Below are 17,538 nucleotides of genomic sequence, written 5' to 3' on the forward strand. Positions count from 1 at the left end.
GTTTATATATAAATCCTATCCGGAATATGAGGAGTGAAAATTTTGACCTTACGCGAAGAAGCACTGCATATGCATAGAGCTAATAAAGGGAAATTGGAATCTAAATCAAAAGTACAGGTGCGAAATGCCAAAGACTTAAGCCTTGCTTATTCCCCAGGGGTTGCTGAGCCCTGCAAGGAGATTTATGATAAGCCGGAAACTGTCTATGAATATACGATGAAAGGTAATATGGTTGCGGTTGTTTCCGATGGAACAGCTGTGCTGGGATTAGGAAATATCGGGCCGGAAGCCGCCCTGCCTGTAATGGAAGGTAAAGCTGTACTATTCAAAAGTTTTGCAGGAGTGGATGCATTTCCGATTTGCCTCAATACGACCGATGTTGATAAAATTGTTGAGACTGTAAAACTTCTTGAACCTACATTTGGAGGCGTAAACCTTGAAGATATTGCTGCTCCAAATTGCTTTTATGTAGAAGAGCGACTAAAAAAGGAAACAAATATTCCTGTTTTCCATGATGACCAGCATGGCACTGCCATTGTGACTGTTGCAGGTCTTGTGAATGCCTTGAAGCTTTCAGGAAAGAAAATGAATGAAATTAAGGTTGTGGCAAACGGTGCCGGTGCGGCCGGAATTGCCATCATTAAACTTCTATACAGCTATGGTGTTCGCGATATTATTATGTGTGACACCAAGGGTGCCATCTATGAAGGCCGCCCACAGGGAATGAATGAGATAAAAAATGAAGTAGCGAAGTATACGAATCGTGAAAATGCCAATGGAAGCCTAGCTGATGTTATTAAAGGTGCAGATGTATTCATCGGGGTTTCTGCGGCTGGAGCGTTAACGGCAGAGATGATTGGTGCCATGAATCAGGACCCGATTATTTTCGCTATGGCTAATCCAACTCCTGAAATTATGCCTGAAGAAGCGAAAGCAGCTGGAGCGATGGTAGTTGGAACAGGAAGATCCGATTTTCCAAACCAGGTCAATAATGTGCTGGCTTTCCCGGGAATTTTCAGAGGGGCTCTGGATGTCCGTGCAACTCATATCAATGAGAAAATGAAAGTAGCTGCTGTAGAAGCCATTGCCAATTTGGTTCATCAGGATGAGCTGAATGCGGATTATGTCATCCCTGGGCCATTCGATCCCCGTGTCGCACCTGCAGTTGCGGCTGCAGTGGCAAAGGCAGCAATGGAAACCGGTGTTGCCCGCATTAAAGTGGATCCTGAAGAAGTAAAGGAAAAAACGAAGCAACTTGCTGTCATTGGAAAAGGTGAGTGACTCCATACGTGAATTCACCTCAAAATAACACGAAGGTTTATATCGGCATTGTCAAACAGCTTAGGTCCATGATTGAACATGACGGACTTAAGCCTGGAGATCGATTGCCTTCCGAAAGAGAGCTGTCAGAGCGCCTGGGTGTCGGGCGCTCTTCCGTTCGGGAAGCATTAAGAGCCCTTGAACTTCTTGGTTTAATAGAGACAAGGAGGGGCGAGGGGACTTTTATGAGGGATTTTAGAGGTCATCAGCTCGTACAGCTGCTTAGCACGTTTATTCTTCAGGATAAGAAATCCATCAGAGATGTTAAAGAAACCAAGTTCTTGATCGAACTTGATTGTTTATGGCTAATCATTCAAAAGGCTGGAGAAGATCAGCTTCTTAGGTTCAAAAAGTGGTCTCTTGAAGCAGACTATTCAGATGATGACTTTTTTCTGGAAATCGTCACACTTGCAGATAATCATCTATTCCTCCGCATCTGGATTATCCTTAAAGATTATTATAATTCTTTGGATCTGGAGACAATGATGGTAACCAAGGAACAATATGCAAAGCTGATTGAGACATTGATTTCCAGAAATGAATCCGAAGTTATTCGTGTATATAGAAATCTGAGAAAATTGTCGAAAGGCTAACGACAATTTTTTGCAAATTTTATAGCTGATATCCTCTATATTTAAATAATCAGACAAGCATTAATGGAGCCTAGGAGAGTTAGGCATTCATTTTTAAATCGGTGGTCTGACCACTGTTGAAATTAATGGAATTGATTCAGCGATTATCAGGGAGGTTTCATCTTGCTTAAAGATATTTTCACTAAGACGAAGAAGAAGAAATATGCAACCATTCCATCGGAAACGGCAAAGCAGGATGTGCCGGAAGGAATCATGACAAAGTGTCCGAACTGCAAGAAGATCATGTATACAAAAGAATTGGTTAAGAACCTTAAAGTGTGTTTCCACTGTCAATACCACCACACCATGAATTCAAAAGAGCGTTTGGAAAGCTTTTTGGATGCCAATAGCTTTGATGAAATTAACGCAAACATGATATCTGAAAATCCTCTTAATTTCCCGGATTATATTGAAAAGCTAGAAAAGGATCGGGAAAAAACAAAGATTAATGAAGCGGTAGTGACTGGGACAGGCACTGTAAATGGCCAAAAAATAGCAGTGGCCGTTATGGATTCCACATTCAGAATGGGAAGCATGGGCTCAGTAGTCGGAGAAAAAATTACCCGTGCCATTGAAAAAGCTGATGAACTTGGAGTTCCTTTTATTATATTTACCGCATCAGGCGGAGCAAGAATGCAGGAAGGCGTATTAAGCCTGATGCAAATGGCTAAGACAAGTGTAGCCTTAAAAAGATTCAGTGATAATGGAGGCCTGATTATCTCCATCATGACTCACCCGACAACAGGCGGTGTGTCTGCAAGCTTTGCTTCACTGGGAGATTACAATTTGGCGGAACCAGGTGCATTGATTGGCTTTGCGGGGCGCAGAATCATAGAACAAACGATCCGTGAAGAACTGCCGGAAGACTTCCAGACAGCAGAATTCTTATTAAAACACGGTCAATTGGATGCAGTCATCCCCAGAACAGAGTTAAAGGACAAGATATCAGCCATTTTATCAATACATCAACCAGGAGGTGACTTCCAATGGCAGGAGAATTAGAATTTGAACGTCCGGTTATGGAGCTGAAAAAAAAGATTGCTGAATTAAAAGAGTTCACAAAAACAGCCGATGTAGACCTATCCTCTGAGATAGAGAAGCTGGAAGCGCGCTTGGAGAAATTAGAAGCCGATATATATGAAAATATGAAACCGTGGGATCGTGTGCAGATTGCAAGACATCCCGCAAGGCCTACCACCCAGGACTATATTTCCTTTCTTTTTGAGGATTTTTTCGAGTGTCATGGAGATCGTGCTTTTGGGGATGACGAAGCCATTGTTGGAGGCATTGCAAAGTTTAGGGGCCTTCCGGTTACCGTCATCGGGCATCAGCGCGGAAAAGACACAAAAGAGAATATCCGCAGAAATTTTGGAATGCCGCATCCCGAAGGTTACCGAAAAGCATTAAGACTAATGAAGCAAGCAGATAAATTCCGAAGGCCGATTATTTGTTTCATTGATACAAAGGGCGCCTATCCTGGGAAAGCCGCAGAGGAACGCGGACAGAGTGAGGCGATCGCAAAAAACCTGTTTGAAATGGCCAGTCTTAGGGTGCCTGTTATCTGTATCGTCATCGGTGAAGGCGGAAGCGGCGGAGCGCTGGCTCTCGGTGTGGGAAACCATATTCATATGCTTGAGAACTCCACTTATTCGGTTATTTCTCCAGAAGGAGCTGCTGCTATTCTCTGGAAAGATGCCACGCAGGCCAAAAAGGCTGCAGAATCCATGAGAATTACTGCTCCGGATTTAAAAGAATTAGGTGTTGTGGATGAGATTATCGAAGAGGTAAAGGGCGGAGCCCACAAAGATGTAAAGGTACAGGCTGCAGAAATCGGAGAGGTCCTTTATCGATCATTGAAGGATTTGTTGGATCTTTCTGAAGATCAGCTGATCGATCACCGGTACAACAAGTTCAAATCCATTGGTGAATATTCGTTTTTAAAGGAATTTATTGGGGTAAAATAAAAGCGTGCTTTCGGGCACGCTTTTATTTTTTGCCTATTTCAGTGCACAAGCCATCTACGTCAGCGGGAGGCTTATACAAATACCACTTTCAAAGTAAAAAATGCAGGTTTTTCTATTTAAACCGCTTTCAGTTACCCGACAATTCTGTATTTCCTTGAATTTGCCTGATAAAGTTGAGATGCTCCCTTCTTCATGGTATTTTAGAAATATTCAATAGCGTTTTGTTAAATAATAAGATAAGCAGACTATGCTCTGCTTTACATAAAGAAGAGCCTATATTACATACAAAATTCCTGGGCAGGCGGTGTCCATGATTTATAGGCTGTGAATAAACAGCTCAGCAGACAACACGCTTTCTTATTTTATATAAATATACATTCGGGGTGATTATTGTGAAGAAAATAGGAGTATTAACAAGCGGCGGCGATTCTCCTGGCATGAATGCAGCTGTACGTGCAGTTGTCCGTAAAGCGATTTATCATAATATTGAAGTGTATGGTGTTTATGGCGGATATTCCGGCTTAATGTCAGGGAATATTAAGAAGCTTGACCTTGGTTCGGTTGGTGATATCATCCATCGCGGCGGCACAGTCCTGCATTCGGCAAGAAGCGAAGAGTTCAAAACAAAAGAAGGCCAGCAAAAAGGCATTGAACAGATGAATAAGCACGGTATTGAAGGTCTTGTGGTAATTGGCGGGGACGGTTCATACCGTGGAGCAAAAGCTTTGACAGAGCAGGGATTTCCTTGTGTGGGCGTACCTGGCACCATCGATAATGATATTCCGGGAACCCAATATACTATTGGCTTTGACACAGCTTTAAATACGGTTATTGATGCAATTGATAAAATCCGTGATACGGCTACTTCCCATGAAAGAACATTTATCATTGAAGTAATGGGAAGAGATGCAGGAGACATCGCTTTATGTGCAGGATTAGCAGGCGGTGCGGAAACAATCCTCATTCCTGAAGCAGGCTATAGTATGGATGAAATTGCAGAGAGACTTAAAAAGGGACATGAACGGGGCAAGAAACATAGTATCATTGTGGTTGCAGAAGGAGTCTGCAGCGGAGTGGAATTTGCCAAGCAGATTAAGGATACAACAAACTTTGATACGCGGGTTTCTGTACTTGGCCATATGCAGAGGGGCGGATCCCCAACTGCATTCGACCGGGTGCTGGCAAGCCGCCTTGGAGCACATGCAGTAGAACTTCTCCTTGAAGGCAAAGGCGGACGTGCAGTAGGAATTCAAAATAATAAACTTGTTGACCATGATATAATAGAAATATTGGATAGAGAGCATACACTTGACCTGGACCTATACAAACTTTCGAAAGAGCTGTCTATTTAATCTAATCAGATATAAGCCGGCACAAGCGGCATAAAGCTGTCAGTGCTGGTATTCAAGCTGCATCAAATCAGGAGGTAAATTAAAATGCGTAAAACGAAAATCGTTTGTACTATTGGACCTGCCAGTGAAAGTGTTGAAAAGTTAACACAGCTTATTGAAGCAGGAATGAATGTTGCCCGGTTAAATTTTTCCCATGGTGATTTCCAGGAGCATGGACAGCGAATTCAGAACATCCGTGAAGCTGCGGAAAAGACAGGAAAGACAGTAGCAATCCTCTTAGACACAAAAGGGCCGGAGATCCGCACAAACAATATGCTGGAAGGTGCGATTGAACTGAGAGCTGGGGAAAACATTATTATCTCCATGAACGAGGTTGAAGGAACAGCAGAAAAGTTTTCTGTTACATACGCAGGGCTAATTGAAGATGTACACACAGGAAGCAAAATTCTGCTTGATGACGGTTTAATTGGACTTGAAGTAACAAAAATCGATAAAGCCAACAGTGAAATTCACACAAAAATCTTAAATAGCGGAACACTTAAAAATAAAAAAGGCGTCAACGTTCCGGGTGTATCTGTGAATCTTCCTGGCATAACGGAGAAAGATGCTCAGGACATCATCTTCGGAATCGAACAGGGCGTAGATTTCATTGCCGCTTCTTTTGTCCGCAGAGCGTCTGATGTTTTGGAAATCAGACAGCTGCTTGAGGAGCACAATGCCTCTTATATCAACATCATTCCTAAGATTGAAAATCAGGAAGGTGTAGATAACATTGATGAAATTCTTGAAATTTCCGACGGTCTTATGGTAGCGCGCGGAGACCTTGGTGTCGAAATTCCGGCAGAAGAAGTTCCGCTTGTGCAAAAGAAATTAATTAAAGAGTGCAATGCACAGGGTAAACCTGTTATTACTGCAACACAAATGCTGGATTCCATGCAGCGCAACCCCCGTCCAACACGCGCAGAAGCGAGTGATGTAGCAAATGCCATTTTTGATGGTACTGATGCTATCATGTTATCCGGTGAAACGGCTGCGGGCTCTTATCCTGTCGAGGCTGTGCAGACGATGCACAACATCGCATCAAGAGCAGAATCTGCTTTGGATCATAAAGAAATTCTATCAAACCGAAGCAAAGATAATGAACATAACATTACAGATGCCATTGGACAATCAGTGGCACATACAGCTCTAAACCTGGATGTTAACGCCATTATTACACCGACTGAAAGCGGCCATACAGCAAGGATGATTTCAAAGTACCGTCCGAAAGCTCCTATTGTTGCTGTTACTTCAAACGACTATGTATCACGGCGCTTATCTTTAACATGGGGTGTTTATCCTCAAATTGGCCAAAAAGCGTCAACTACAGACGATATGCTTGATATTGCAGTTGAGGAAAGTGTGAACAGCGGAATTGTCGCATCAGGAGATTTAGTGGTTATTACAGCTGGTGTGCCTGTTGGTGAAGCTGGTACCACCAATTTAATGAAAATTCATGTAGTGGGGGATATCCTGGCTAAGGCACAAGGAATCGGGCGCAAATCAGCCTTTGGAAAAGTCGTTGTGGCAAGAAATGCAGAGGAAGCATTGGCAAAAGTAACAGAAGGCTCTATTCTGGTTACTATCGGTTCTGACCGTGAAATGGTCCCTGCCATTGAAAAATGCAGTGCACTTATTACAGAAGAAGGCGGACTTACAAGCCATGCGGCTGTCGTGGGCCTTAATATTGGCATACCTGTCATTGTAGGGGTTGAAAAAGCAACAACCCTTCTCAAAGATGGGCAGGAAGTAACAGTCGATTCTCAGCGAGGTGTAATTTATAACGGCCACGCAAGCGTGCTGTAATTAGGATTAAAAAAGGAAGGGTTCGCCCTTCTTTTTTTTGGATTCCTGGGACAGACAAATTGTTATATTCTCAGTTTCATGTTTGGTATAATAAAGGTAAGTCTTATACAAAATAGAGGTGGCTTGATGCGCTACATTCTCTTGCTGATGATAATCGTTCCTGCTGCTGAAATTGGTGTTTTACTGCTATCAGGGAACACAATTGGTCTATGGCCTACTCTTGCGGTTATCTTGTTTACAGGCGTTCTCGGTGCTTATCTGGCCAAAAAACAGGGTCTTGAAACAATCAGAAAAATACAGGATCAGCTGCGCTGCGGGCAAATGCCTGGAGATGCCATTCTTGATGGGGCCTGCATCCTTATTGGAGGCACCCTGCTTCTTGCACCGGGATTCATTACAGATGCATTAGGATTTACATTGCTTCTTCCTTCTGCAAGAAAAGTACTTAAAAACATCCTGTATATAGGTCTGAAAAAATGGATGAACAAGGGAACAATCACGATAATCAGGTGAAAAAAGCTATATATAAAGCCGCTCCTTTAAATTGGAGCGGCTTGTTTATTTTATTGGCCATTTTATTTTCGGACGCATTCACACTTTTGATTATGCAAGTGCCAAATAGGCAATCCATTACATAGCCTGATTAAGATTAAGGGATGCCCACATTCAGATCATCATCTTAATCTGCTTCCTCATTGCCTTTTATAAACAACCAGATATCCCTGAATACTCCAGCTTTATGAAGAGTTGTGATGAGTACAAGAGTAACCGGCCCGGCGATTAAGCCCAGAAATCCAATCAGTTTAAAACCGACAAATAAAGCAATCAGGGTAGCTAAAGGATCAAGTCCAATACTTGATGAAAGGATCTTTGGCTCCATAATCTGCCGCTGTACCAATACGATGATATAAAGAATGCCAAGTCCGATTGCCCTGCTCATTTCTCCGCCGATTGCTTCATAGATGATCCATGGCACAAAAACCAGCCCTGTTCCGAGATAGGGTATTATATCGACAAGGCCAGTCACCAGTGCAATTGTAATAGCATAATCGACACGCAAAATCAGCAGTCCGGCAAGTATGATAACAGTCGTGATAGATACTAAGGTAGCCTGTGCCTTGACAAAGCCAAACAAGGCCTTCTGCAGATCGGCAAATACAGTTCTGCCGCTCTTTTTTGCACGGCTGGGCAGTATGCGGCTGAAGAGGCCTGAAAGCCTATGCCAATCCTTGCTGATGAAAAAAGTGGCCAGCAGCGAGAATATCAGGACAGTTGCTGCATTGGGAAACCAGGAAAGGATATTTGGGATTTTCTCGAAGAATGCCTGGATAAAATCTCCCAGAGTGGAGCCAAATTGCTTCCCGACATTTTCTATGTTCGTCATTATGGTATCCTGCTGGCCTGTGCCAAGATTATTAAATAAACTGGCAAGCTGGTTATAAAGAGGAATGATTTGCCCAGCAAAGAACTGCTCAATGAAGTCAATTAAAGTATCGAGGTGCTGCGGTACTACTTTTGCCAAATAATCTGCACCTGATACGATCTCTGCCACCAGCAATGTGATTAATCCAGCAAAAATGGCAAAGATAAGAATCAAAGCAATGAGGACTGCAAGAGCCCTGGGAATTTTCCATTTAACTTCCATCATGTTGACAAAGGGATTAATTAGAAAGGCAATGGCCAGTCCAATAATGAAAGGGTAAGTCACTTTGGATAAATATAAGAAAGCATAGAGACTTAAGATCACTACTCCAATAACAAAGAAAAATCTTACGGTCCGATAGATATATGCCGGGTTCAAGTAATAGCCTCCTTATTTAATTAGAACAGACTAAGTCATTGCAGCTGCCGTTTTTATGTAATGTTATTAGTCATATCATACATCAATTTTGATGAAGCTAAAATAATTAGCTATTGTCTAGTAATACTTATTCTATTTATTAAAATCCGGTAAAGAACTCAGAAATTATTAAAATGAATTAAATTATGTTACGATAATATAGAAAGCTGGCAGGTGAATTAGCAAATGTTTTCCCAATCGCTCATTTTTTTGATTCTATTGCTGGGTATTGGTGTAATAGCAAAAAATCAATCATTGATCATTGCTGTCTTTGTATTGATTGTCCTTAAAGCAGCCGGCCTCGATTCAAAAGCCTTTTCATTCCTGCAGTCCAAAGGGATTAACTGGGGCGTAACCATAATTACAATCGCTGTCCTGGCGCCTATAGCAAGCGGTGAAATCGGCTTCCGGGATTTAGGTGGAGCGTTCAAGTCCCCTTATGCATGGGTTGCCCTTGTCTCAGGGATTGCAGTTGCGCTTTTGGCAAAAGGCGGCATCGTTCTGCTGGCTGAAGACCCTCATATAACAACTGCTCTTGTTCTTGGGACCATACTTGCTGTTTCCCTTTTTAAAGGTGTTGCCGTCGGTCCTCTGATAGGGGCAGGAATTGCGTATATGGCAATGAAAATCTTTGAACTCTTTAAATGAAGGATTCAAAAGGTTTTTCATTGCCCTTGGGCATTATTGTAAATAAACTTTTTTTGGAAAATAATATTTTTTAACATTTTAAGTGCTTTTCATTCACAAAAGTCAGATAATTGTTTATAATAGGACTTGTAAGCGTAACCTATTTCACGGTACCTATTATATTCAGTTAAGCTCTATTAAAATGTTATTAATATATTTTATTTTTTCTATTCAGAAAAAAATGTAAGCATTTTCTTTTTTTTAAAGAGTACCGAGCAACCGCTCGATGGAATGCATGCCAAAAGAAAGTTTATTTCTTCCGTATATCGTGGAGTGCCCTTTCACTAAATGGAAGTTTCACCTTTCATGGTTTTGGTCTGTAGATCGGCTAATACAGCCGACTTTGCAATGGCTCCAGCAGCCCTATAAAAGTGTTCATAGTAAAGATAAAACAGAATGTGGACATGACAAGGAAGCTTTTCTGAAAAATGAAAAATCAGGTTCGGCTTACTTATGTTTAATGTACAGACAAAAATGGGTATGGGGAAATTTTATTATGTAAAGGAGAGATTCGGTATGACAGTAACACGCGGTCTTGAAGGGGTAGTAGCTACTACTTCGTCTATCAGCTCCATCATAGACGATACATTAACCTATGCAGGCTACAATATTGATGATTTGGCTGAAAATGCAAGCTTTGAAGAGGTTATTTATCTTTTATGGCACAGAAAGCTTCCTACTCAATCCGAGCTGGATGAGTTGAAGAGTCAGCTTGCAGCAAACTACTCTCTTCCAGAGGAAGTTCTGAACCATTTTAAAACATATCCAATTGACAAAGTGCATCCAATGGCTGCTCTGCGTTCTGCAGTGTCTCTATTGGGACTTTATGATGAAGAAGCAGACCAGATGGGTGAAGAAGCAAATTATAAAAAAGCAATTCGCCTTCAAGCTAAAATGCCTGCTATCGTAACGGCATTTGCTAGAGTAAGAAAAGGCCTTGAGCCAATTGCTCCTAGAACAGATCTTGGATTTGCAGCCAACTTCCTATACATGCTTACAGGCAAAGAGCCTGAACCAATCGCAATTGAAGCATTTAATAAAGCGCTGGTTCTTCATGCAGACCATGAACTAAATGCTTCCACTTTTACTGCACGTGTATGTGTAGCCACATTGTCAGATATCTATTCCGGAGTTACAGCTGCAATTGGCGCTTTAAAAGGGCCTTTGCATGGCGGTGCCAATGAGGCGGTAATGAAAATGCTTACTGATATCAGCACTCTTGAAAATGTGGAGCCATATATCCGTGAAAAGCTTGAAAAGAAAGAGAAAATCATGGGATTTGGACATCGTGTATACCGTCAGGGCGACCCTCGTGCCAAGCACTTAAGAGAAATGTCCAAAAAGCTTACAGAACTTACCGGGGAACCACACTGGTACGAAATGTCCACGCAAATTGAAGCGATTGTTACCGGAGAGAAAAAACTTCCGCCAAATGTCGACTTCTATTCTGCATCTGTATACCACAGCCTGGGAATCGACCATGATCTGTTCACGCCGATTTTCGCTGTAAGCCGCGTATCCGGCTGGCTGGCCCATATTCTCGAACAATATGAAAATAATCGTCTGATCCGCCCGCGTGCTGACTATACAGGCCCGGGAATGCAAAAATTCGTTCCAGTAGAGCAAAGAGGTCTTTAAAAAGCAGAAAAAGCAGATTAATAGAACTAATTACTACTCAGCATTTTACTTTTTATCAAAAAATTGCTGTAATAGAGAGAGCAGGGAAAAGGTTAGGGGCAAATGCCTTCTAACCTTTGATTCTGATATACTGATGCAGCATCGTGCCGAAACTATATAAAAATAAAGGCTGATGCTCGCACTTTTCAAAATGGAGGGTATAACAATGCAAGGTGAAAAAATCACAGTTACTAATGGTGTATTAAATGTACCAAACAATCCAATCGTTCCTTTTATTGAAGGAGACGGAACAGGTCCTGATATTTGGGCAGCAGCTTCCCGTGTATTGGATGCATCAGTTGAAAAAGCCTATAATGGTGAGCGCAAGCTTGTCTGGAAAGAAGTATTAGCAGGAGAAAAAGCTTTCAATCAGACTGGTGAGTGGCTTCCTTCTGAAACACTTGATGTGATTAATGAATATCTAATTGCGATTAAAGGACCATTAACAACGCCAATCGGCGGCGGCATCCGTTCCCTGAATGTTGCGCTTCGCCAGGAGCTTGACCTATTTGTGTGCCTGCGTCCGGTTCGCTGGTTTGAAGGTGTTCCTTCTCCAGTTAAGCGCCCTCAGGATACTGACATGGTTATTTTCCGTGAAAATACTGAAGATATTTATGCTGGCATTGAGTATGCAAAAGGCTCTGATGAGGTTAAAAAGCTAATTTCATTCCTTCAGGATGAAATGGGCGTTAATAAGATCCGCTTCCCAGAAACTTCAGGCATCGGCATTAAGCCTGTTTCAGAAGAAGGAACTAGCCGTCTTGTACGCGCTGCCATCGAGTATGCAATTAAAGAAGGCCGCAAATCTCTAACACTTGTACATAAAGGCAATATCATGAAATTTACTGAGGGTGCCTTTAAAAACTGGGGTTATGAGCTTGCTGAAAGGGAGTACGGAGAAAAAGTATTCACTTGGGCTCAATATGACCGCATTAAAGATGAGCAGGGTGTTGAAGCAGCGAACAAAGCACAGGCAGATGCAGAAGCTGCTGGCAAAATTATCGTTAAAGATGCGATTGCTGATATTTTCCTTCAGCAGATCCTTACCCGTCCAAAAGAGTTTGATGTTGTTGCGACAATGAACTTGAACGGCGATTATATTTCTGACGCACTTGCTGCACAGGTTGGCGGCATTGGTATTGCTCCAGGAGCAAACATTAACTATGAAACTGGACATGCGATCTTCGAAGCAACTCATGGTACAGCTCCAAAGTATGCTGGCCTTGATAAGGTTAACCCTTCTTCTGTTATTCTTTCAGGTGTATTAATGCTTGAACACCTTGGATGGAACGAAGCTGCAAACATGATCGTTAAATCTATGGAAAAATCTATCGCTTCAAAAGTCGTAACATATGATTTTGCCCGTCTAATGGATGGAGCAACTGAAGTGAAATGCTCAGAGTTTGCAGACGAATTAATTAAAAATATGGAGTAAAAAACAAAAGCGCCTTTAATAAAAGGCGCTTTTGGCTAATATACTATTTCTGCAGTGTTATTTGGATTGCTTCTTGGGGAAACTTCTGCAGCTGGGCAGCTGGCGATTTTTGTAAGTGATGAATGTGTAAAGCTAATAGGATGGCTGTTTTAATAAAACAGCCTCTTACATAAGGAATGCAAATTCCTGATACTTTCATTTCCTAAAGGAGGAACTGCTCATGTCATTGAAACGCAAAAAGATTTCTGTAATCGGTGGGGGATTTACTGGAGCGACAACCGCATTTTTGCTTGCCCAAAAGGAACTTGGAGACGTTGTGCTGGTCGATATTCCGCAAATGGAAAACCCGACAAAGGGTAAAGCTCTTGATATGCTTGAAGCAAGTCCTGTTCAAGGATTCGATGCGAACATCACGGGTACTTCCAGCTATGAAGATACAAAGGACTCTGACATTGTCGTTATTACAGCAGGCATAGCCAGGAAGCCAGGCATGAGCCGGGACGACCTTGTTCAAACGAACCAGAAGATTATGAAAAGCGTAGCTCAGGAGATTGTAAAACATTCCCCAATTAGCTATATTGTTGTCCTGACTAATCCAGTTGATGCGATGACCTATACAGTCTTCAAAGAATCAGGCTTCCCCAAAAACCGTGTAATTGGTCAATCGGGTGTTCTTGATACAGCCCGCTTCCGCACATTTGTGGCCCAGGAACTGAATTTGTCTGTTAAAGACATTACAGGATTCGTACTTGGCGGACACGGTGATGATATGGTTCCGCTAGTCCGCTATTCATATGCAGGCGGCATTCCTTTGGAAACATTAATTTCAAAAGATCGTCTTGATGCCATAGTTGAGCGCACGCGTAAAGGCGGCGGAGAAATCGTCAACTTATTAGGCAACGGAAGTGCATACTATGCTCCGGCTGCTTCCCTTGTGGAAATGTGTGAAGCTATCCTTAAAGATCAGCGACGTGTATTGCCTTCCATTGCTTACCTTGAAGGAGAATATGGCTACGAAGGAATCTATCTGGGTGTGCCTGCAATCCTTGGTGCAAACGGTATTGAAAAAATAATAGAACTTGAACTGACAAGCGAGGAAAAAGCTGCCCTCGATAAATCGGCATATTCAGTTCGCAAGGTAATGGAAGTTTTAGCGTACTAAGGAAAGATGGCTAGTGTTTTCACTGCAGCAGTCTCAGTTTAATCGCTGATTTGATTGGAGCGGAGGTCACTTGAACCTCAATGTCCTGGTGAGACTCCACAGGCGCAGGAGCGGAGAGGCGGCGCACCGCCCGCCCCCAGAAAGCAAGTGACCCGTGCTGAAATCAACGTGCAGAATTCTTAAGCTAGTCAATAACTTTGAAAAATAAATAGTAAAAAAATTCGGGGTCGGCTCTCCGAATTTTTTTACTTGAAGCTCTTTTGGGAAATAGTATAAAATGATATCATATAAAAAATAGACTGAATAATTTAAAATATTTTACAGTCTATTTTTTTACAGCAACTATGTAAACGGTTACAATACTTGGAGGTGCTAAGATATGCTGCTTGGAAAGAAAAGAAAACTGGGAAGAACCATTGATGAAATTTCTGTTGGTGAAAAACTGACGCTTACAGAAAAAATAGAAGATAAGGACCTATTGCTGTACCTGGGCTTAACGAACGATGCAAACCCTTTATATATCCAGCATGACTATGCCTCACAAACACCTTATAAAAAGCCGATTGTGCCAAGTGTTATGCTGAATGGCATCATTAACTCAGCCATATCAAAATATTTGCCGGGGCCAGGAAGCCATGTTTTAAAGCAGGAGATCGAGTATGTGAAGCCTGTCTATCATTATGGCACCGTTCAATTTTTATTCGAGGTAACAGAAGTGAACACGTCAAGTCACACCGTACAAATTAAGGTACAGGGAACAAATGAAGAGGATCAGACGGTTATTAACGGACAGCTCCTTATATGCCCGCCATACAAGCCTCAGCCAATGGATGGGAATGCTCTGGATAATTTCTGATAGTAAAAAGATGTGCAGAAGACGCACATCTTTTTTTATGAATCCAGTCTTATCCAACAATTGATCCGAAAAAAAATCATGAAATATATTATAATAAAGGTATATGGCAAATAGGGGTTTGATAGGCAGGAGGGATACCTGCTTTTATAAAGATCGCTGACACTCCAATGGTGCTGTTTCAGCTGAGGTTTCAAAACAGGGGTAATTCATTCACTCGGAGGATCGTATGGATAAGAAAATTCTAGTTGTAGATGACGAACAATCTATCGTAACTTTACTTCAATATAACCTGCAGCAGGCGGGCTATGAAGTGATCACAGCCATGGATGGCCAGGAGGGAAAAGATTTGGCCATTTCTGAAAAGCCGGATCTAATTGTACTTGATCTTATGCTTCCAAAGCTTGATGGAATTGAAGTATGCAAACAGCTTAGACAGCAGAAAATTGCGACACCTATTTTAATGCTGACTGCCAAGGATGATGAATTTGATAAGGTCCTTGGCCTTGAACTGGGTGCGGATGATTACATGACAAAGCCTTTCAGCCCCCGGGAAGTGGTTGCCAGAGTTAAAGCCATCTTAAGGAGAACTCAATTTGTTCCTGAGGCTGCTGAGGAGAAAACAGAAGATGGCGATTCTTTGCGGATTGGCGGCCTGAAGATATTTCCGCAGCATTATGAAGCTTATTTTGAAGATGAACTCCTTGAATTAACTCCGAAGGAATTTGAATTGCTATTATATCTTGCCAAGAATAAGAGCCGTGTTCTTACAAGGGATCAGCTTCTTAGCGCAGTTTGGAATTATGATTTTGCGGGAGACACAAGAATCGTTGATGTACATATTAGCCATTTAAGAGAGAAGATTGAAACCAACACTAAAAAACCTGTATATATAAAGACCATTCGCGGACTGGGCTACAAATTGGAGGAGCCTAAAGGAGAATGAACACGTTTCGCACCCGCCTGCTATTCGCATTGCTCACTTTAATTCTGGTTGTTTTAATTGCGTTGGGCCTTCTTTTAGGCCAGCTTTTTAAAAGCTATTATTTACAAACATTTGATGCACGTCTGCAAAAAGAGTCTGAACTGGTATCGAGCTATGTTGAGGGCAACGGGGGCATTGGATCCCTAAGTATTGACAAAATCAATGAGTTCGGGGACATTCTTGATTTGCGTGTAACAGTTACGGATGGCCAGGGCAGAATACTATTGGACAGCAGCGTTAAAAGTGAGACAACACAAAGCAGGCATCAGGAAATTATATTAGAAGTACTAAAAAAGGAATCTGCAAATGAATCAGGATTGGAAGTGGCCGGAGGGTTTAACCTGCACTATTATTGGCAGCCTGTCATAATAAATGGCGAGAAGGACGGCTATATCTTCTTAAGCACAAAGATGGCTGAATTCCAAAAGGCTTACCAGCAGATTTGGTGGATTTTGACTATCAGCCTGGGGCTTTCTTTATTTGTGATTATTCTGCTTGGATCAAGAATTACCGCACGGTATACAAAACCTATCGAGTCAGCTACAAAGGTTGCAATTGAACTTACAAAGGGAAACTACCGTGCAAGAACATATGAAGACCAGGAAGACGAAACAGGTATGCTTAGTAAGTCTATCAATGTATTGGCGAGGAATCTTCAGGAAATGGTGAAGTCCCAGGAAATGCAGCAGGACCGGCTTGGGGCTCTCATTGAAAACATGGGAAGCGGCCTGATTCTTATTGACAGCAGAGGCTATATTAATTTAATGAACCGGCCATATAAAGAGGTTTTCAATGTAAATCCTTCCGAATATCTTTATAAACTCTATTATGAAGTGATTGAGCACAAAGGTATTACCGAAATGGTCGAAGAAATTTTCATGACTGAGCAGAAAGTAAAAAAACAGCTTATTATTCCCGTCAATATCGAAAGACGTTACTTTGAAGTATATGGAGTCCCGATTATTGGCACGAATGATGAATGGAAAGGGATTTTACTTGTTTTTCATGATATTACAGAACTGAAAAAGCTTGAGCAGATGAGGAAGGATTTTGTAGCAAACGTTTCCCATGAATTGAAAACACCTATAACTTCGATAAAGGGTTTTTCGGAAACTCTTTTGGATGGTGCGATGGAAGACAAACAGGCTTTAAATGATTTCCTCAGTATCATTTTGAAGGAGAGTGACCGGCTTCAATCTCTTATTCAGGATTTGCTGGATCTATCGAAAATCGAAAAGCAAGGATTCAGCCTTTCCATTCAGCAGCTGGACCTGACTGATGTACTCGAAGATGTGATGGCCATTATGAAAGGGAAAGCAGCAGAAAAGGAAATTGTTTTTAAATATCAGAGAGATGAAAAGCCGGTATATATCGAAGGAGATATTCACCGGCTTAAGCAGGTGTTTATAAATATCATATCCAATGCAATTTCTTATACGCCGAATCAGGGAGTCATCTATATTTCAGCAGCAAAGACCGGCAGCACAGTTTTGACTGAAATAAGGGATACGGGGATTGGAATTGAAGCCAGTGAAATTCCTCGTATTTTTGAACGTTTTTATCGGGTGGATAAAGCTAGAAGCAGGAATTCAGGCGGTACAGGACTGGGCCTTGCCATCGTTAAGCATCTGGTTGAAGCACATAAAGGATCCATCTCAGTAAAAAGTGAGGTCGGCAAAGGTACCTCCTTTATAATTGAACTTCCCAAAATGAATAATGAAAAAAATGGGTGAAGTGGCAGGTTTATCTTTACATTATTTTTACAGCAGATTTATGTCCCCTTTAC

The 17,538-nt window shown here is 41.8% G+C and carries 15 protein-coding genes; 14 read left to right on the forward strand and 1 reads right to left on the reverse strand.

The window, feature by feature from the left end; translation table 11 throughout:
- Positions 1 to 42 precede the first annotated feature (42 nt).
- The 7 genes from MKY20_RS08650 (at position 43) to MKY20_RS08680 (ending at position 7,626) form a co-directional block, all read left to right on the forward strand.
- Entirely contained in the window at positions 43 to 1,281 is a 1,239-nt protein-coding gene (locus MKY20_RS08650; RefSeq protein ID WP_071156162.1) for an NAD(P)-dependent malic enzyme, read from the forward strand.
- Positions 1,282 to 1,349: 68 nt separating this feature from the next.
- Complete coding sequence (locus tag MKY20_RS08655) at positions 1,350 to 1,913, forward strand: FadR/GntR family transcriptional regulator (protein ID WP_050807810.1); 564 nt, start codon at positions 1,350 to 1,352, stop codon at positions 1,911 to 1,913.
- Between the two features lie 162 nt (positions 1,914 to 2,075).
- Positions 2,076 to 2,954 (forward strand): acetyl-CoA carboxylase, carboxyltransferase subunit beta, encoded by an 879-nt coding sequence (gene accD, locus MKY20_RS08660; RefSeq protein ID WP_009333243.1) that lies wholly within the window; start codon positions 2,076 to 2,078, stop codon positions 2,952 to 2,954.
- Positions 2,939 to 3,916 carry an acetyl-CoA carboxylase carboxyl transferase subunit alpha gene (gene accA, locus MKY20_RS08665; protein ID WP_009333242.1) on the forward strand — a complete coding sequence of 326 codons (978 nt, stop codon included), beginning with the start codon at positions 2,939 to 2,941 and terminating at the stop codon, positions 3,914 to 3,916. Before accD ends, accA begins: the two co-directional genes overlap by 16 nt.
- A 392-nt stretch (positions 3,917 to 4,308) precedes the next feature.
- Positions 4,309 to 5,268, forward strand: a complete 960-nt coding sequence (gene pfkA / locus MKY20_RS08670; protein WP_009333241.1) for a 6-phosphofructokinase — start codon at positions 4,309 to 4,311, stop codon at positions 5,266 to 5,268.
- Positions 5,269 to 5,352: 84 nt separating this feature from the next.
- Positions 5,353 to 7,113, forward strand: a complete 1,761-nt coding sequence (gene pyk / locus MKY20_RS08675) for a pyruvate kinase (RefSeq protein ID WP_009333240.1) — start codon at positions 5,353 to 5,355, stop codon at positions 7,111 to 7,113.
- Between the two features lie 126 nt (positions 7,114 to 7,239).
- Positions 7,240 to 7,626, forward strand: a complete 387-nt coding sequence (locus MKY20_RS08680) for an FxsA family protein (RefSeq protein WP_009333239.1) — start codon at positions 7,240 to 7,242, stop codon at positions 7,624 to 7,626.
- 166 nt (positions 7,627 to 7,792) lie between these two features.
- Here the strand turns inward: MKY20_RS08680 and ytvI are convergent, their stop codons facing one another.
- Positions 7,793 to 8,914 (reverse strand): sporulation integral membrane protein YtvI, encoded by a 1,122-nt coding sequence (gene ytvI, locus MKY20_RS08685; RefSeq protein ID WP_009333238.1) that lies wholly within the window; start codon positions 8,912 to 8,914, stop codon positions 7,793 to 7,795.
- A 225-nt stretch (positions 8,915 to 9,139) separates the two neighbouring features.
- Here ytvI and MKY20_RS08690 point away from each other — a divergent pair, with 225 nt between their 5' ends.
- The 7 genes from MKY20_RS08690 (at position 9,140) to pnpS (ending at position 17,485) form a co-directional block, all read left to right on the forward strand.
- Positions 9,140 to 9,601 (forward strand): DUF441 domain-containing protein, encoded by a 462-nt coding sequence (locus tag MKY20_RS08690; RefSeq protein WP_009333237.1) that lies wholly within the window; start codon positions 9,140 to 9,142, stop codon positions 9,599 to 9,601.
- A 555-nt stretch (positions 9,602 to 10,156) separates the two neighbouring features.
- A complete protein-coding gene (gene citZ, locus MKY20_RS08695; RefSeq protein ID WP_251156454.1) occupies positions 10,157 to 11,278 on the forward strand; it encodes a citrate synthase in 1,122 nt (373 codons plus the stop codon).
- Positions 11,279 to 11,483: 205 nt separating this feature from the next.
- On the forward strand, positions 11,484 to 12,752 hold the full coding sequence (icd, locus tag MKY20_RS08700) for an NADP-dependent isocitrate dehydrogenase (protein ID WP_009333235.1): 1,269 nt from the start codon (positions 11,484 to 11,486) through the stop codon (positions 12,750 to 12,752).
- 220 nt (positions 12,753 to 12,972) lie between these two features.
- Positions 12,973 to 13,914: a malate dehydrogenase gene (gene mdh, locus MKY20_RS08705; RefSeq protein ID WP_341000873.1), complete on the forward strand. Its 942-nt coding sequence runs from the start codon at positions 12,973 to 12,975 to the stop codon at positions 13,912 to 13,914.
- A 379-nt stretch (positions 13,915 to 14,293) separates the two neighbouring features.
- Positions 14,294 to 14,770, forward strand: a complete 477-nt coding sequence (locus MKY20_RS08710; protein WP_009333233.1) for a MaoC/PaaZ C-terminal domain-containing protein — start codon at positions 14,294 to 14,296, stop codon at positions 14,768 to 14,770.
- A 226-nt stretch (positions 14,771 to 14,996) separates the two neighbouring features.
- A complete protein-coding gene (locus MKY20_RS08715; RefSeq protein ID WP_009333232.1) occupies positions 14,997 to 15,713 on the forward strand; it encodes a response regulator transcription factor in 717 nt (238 codons plus the stop codon).
- Positions 15,710 to 17,485: a two-component system histidine kinase PnpS gene (gene pnpS, locus MKY20_RS08720; protein ID WP_009333231.1), complete on the forward strand. Its 1,776-nt coding sequence runs from the start codon at positions 15,710 to 15,712 to the stop codon at positions 17,483 to 17,485. Before MKY20_RS08715 ends, pnpS begins: the two co-directional genes overlap by 4 nt.
- The last annotated feature ends 53 nt before the right edge of the window (positions 17,486 to 17,538 follow it).

Origin of the sequence: Cytobacillus sp. FSL W8-0315, assembly GCF_038002905.1 — a bacterium.
GTDB lineage: Bacteria > Bacillota > Bacilli > Bacillales > Cytobacillaceae > Cytobacillus > Cytobacillus pseudoceanisediminis.

Coding starts and splice junctions, on each gene's coding strand:
- MKY20_RS08655 (WP_050807810.1), top strand. CDS start 1,350: ATGATTGAACATGACGGACTTAAGCCTGGAGATCGATTGCCTTCCGAA.
- pnpS (WP_009333231.1), top strand. CDS start 15,710: ATGAACACGTTTCGCACCCGCCTGCTATTCGCATTGCTCACTTTAATT.
- MKY20_RS08715 (WP_009333232.1), top strand. CDS start 14,997: ATGGATAAGAAAATTCTAGTTGTAGATGACGAACAATCTATCGTAACT.
- MKY20_RS08690 (WP_009333237.1), top strand. CDS start 9,140: ATGTTTTCCCAATCGCTCATTTTTTTGATTCTATTGCTGGGTATTGGT.
- accA (WP_009333242.1), top strand. CDS start 2,939: ATGGCAGGAGAATTAGAATTTGAACGTCCGGTTATGGAGCTGAAAAAA.
- MKY20_RS08710 (WP_009333233.1), top strand. CDS start 14,294: ATGCTGCTTGGAAAGAAAAGAAAACTGGGAAGAACCATTGATGAAATT.
- pyk (WP_009333240.1), top strand. CDS start 5,353: ATGCGTAAAACGAAAATCGTTTGTACTATTGGACCTGCCAGTGAAAGT.
- citZ (WP_251156454.1), top strand. CDS start 10,157: ATGACAGTAACACGCGGTCTTGAAGGGGTAGTAGCTACTACTTCGTCT.
- mdh (WP_341000873.1), top strand. CDS start 12,973: ATGTCATTGAAACGCAAAAAGATTTCTGTAATCGGTGGGGGATTTACT.
- MKY20_RS08680 (WP_009333239.1), top strand. CDS start 7,240: ATGCGCTACATTCTCTTGCTGATGATAATCGTTCCTGCTGCTGAAATT.
- icd (WP_009333235.1), top strand. CDS start 11,484: ATGCAAGGTGAAAAAATCACAGTTACTAATGGTGTATTAAATGTACCA.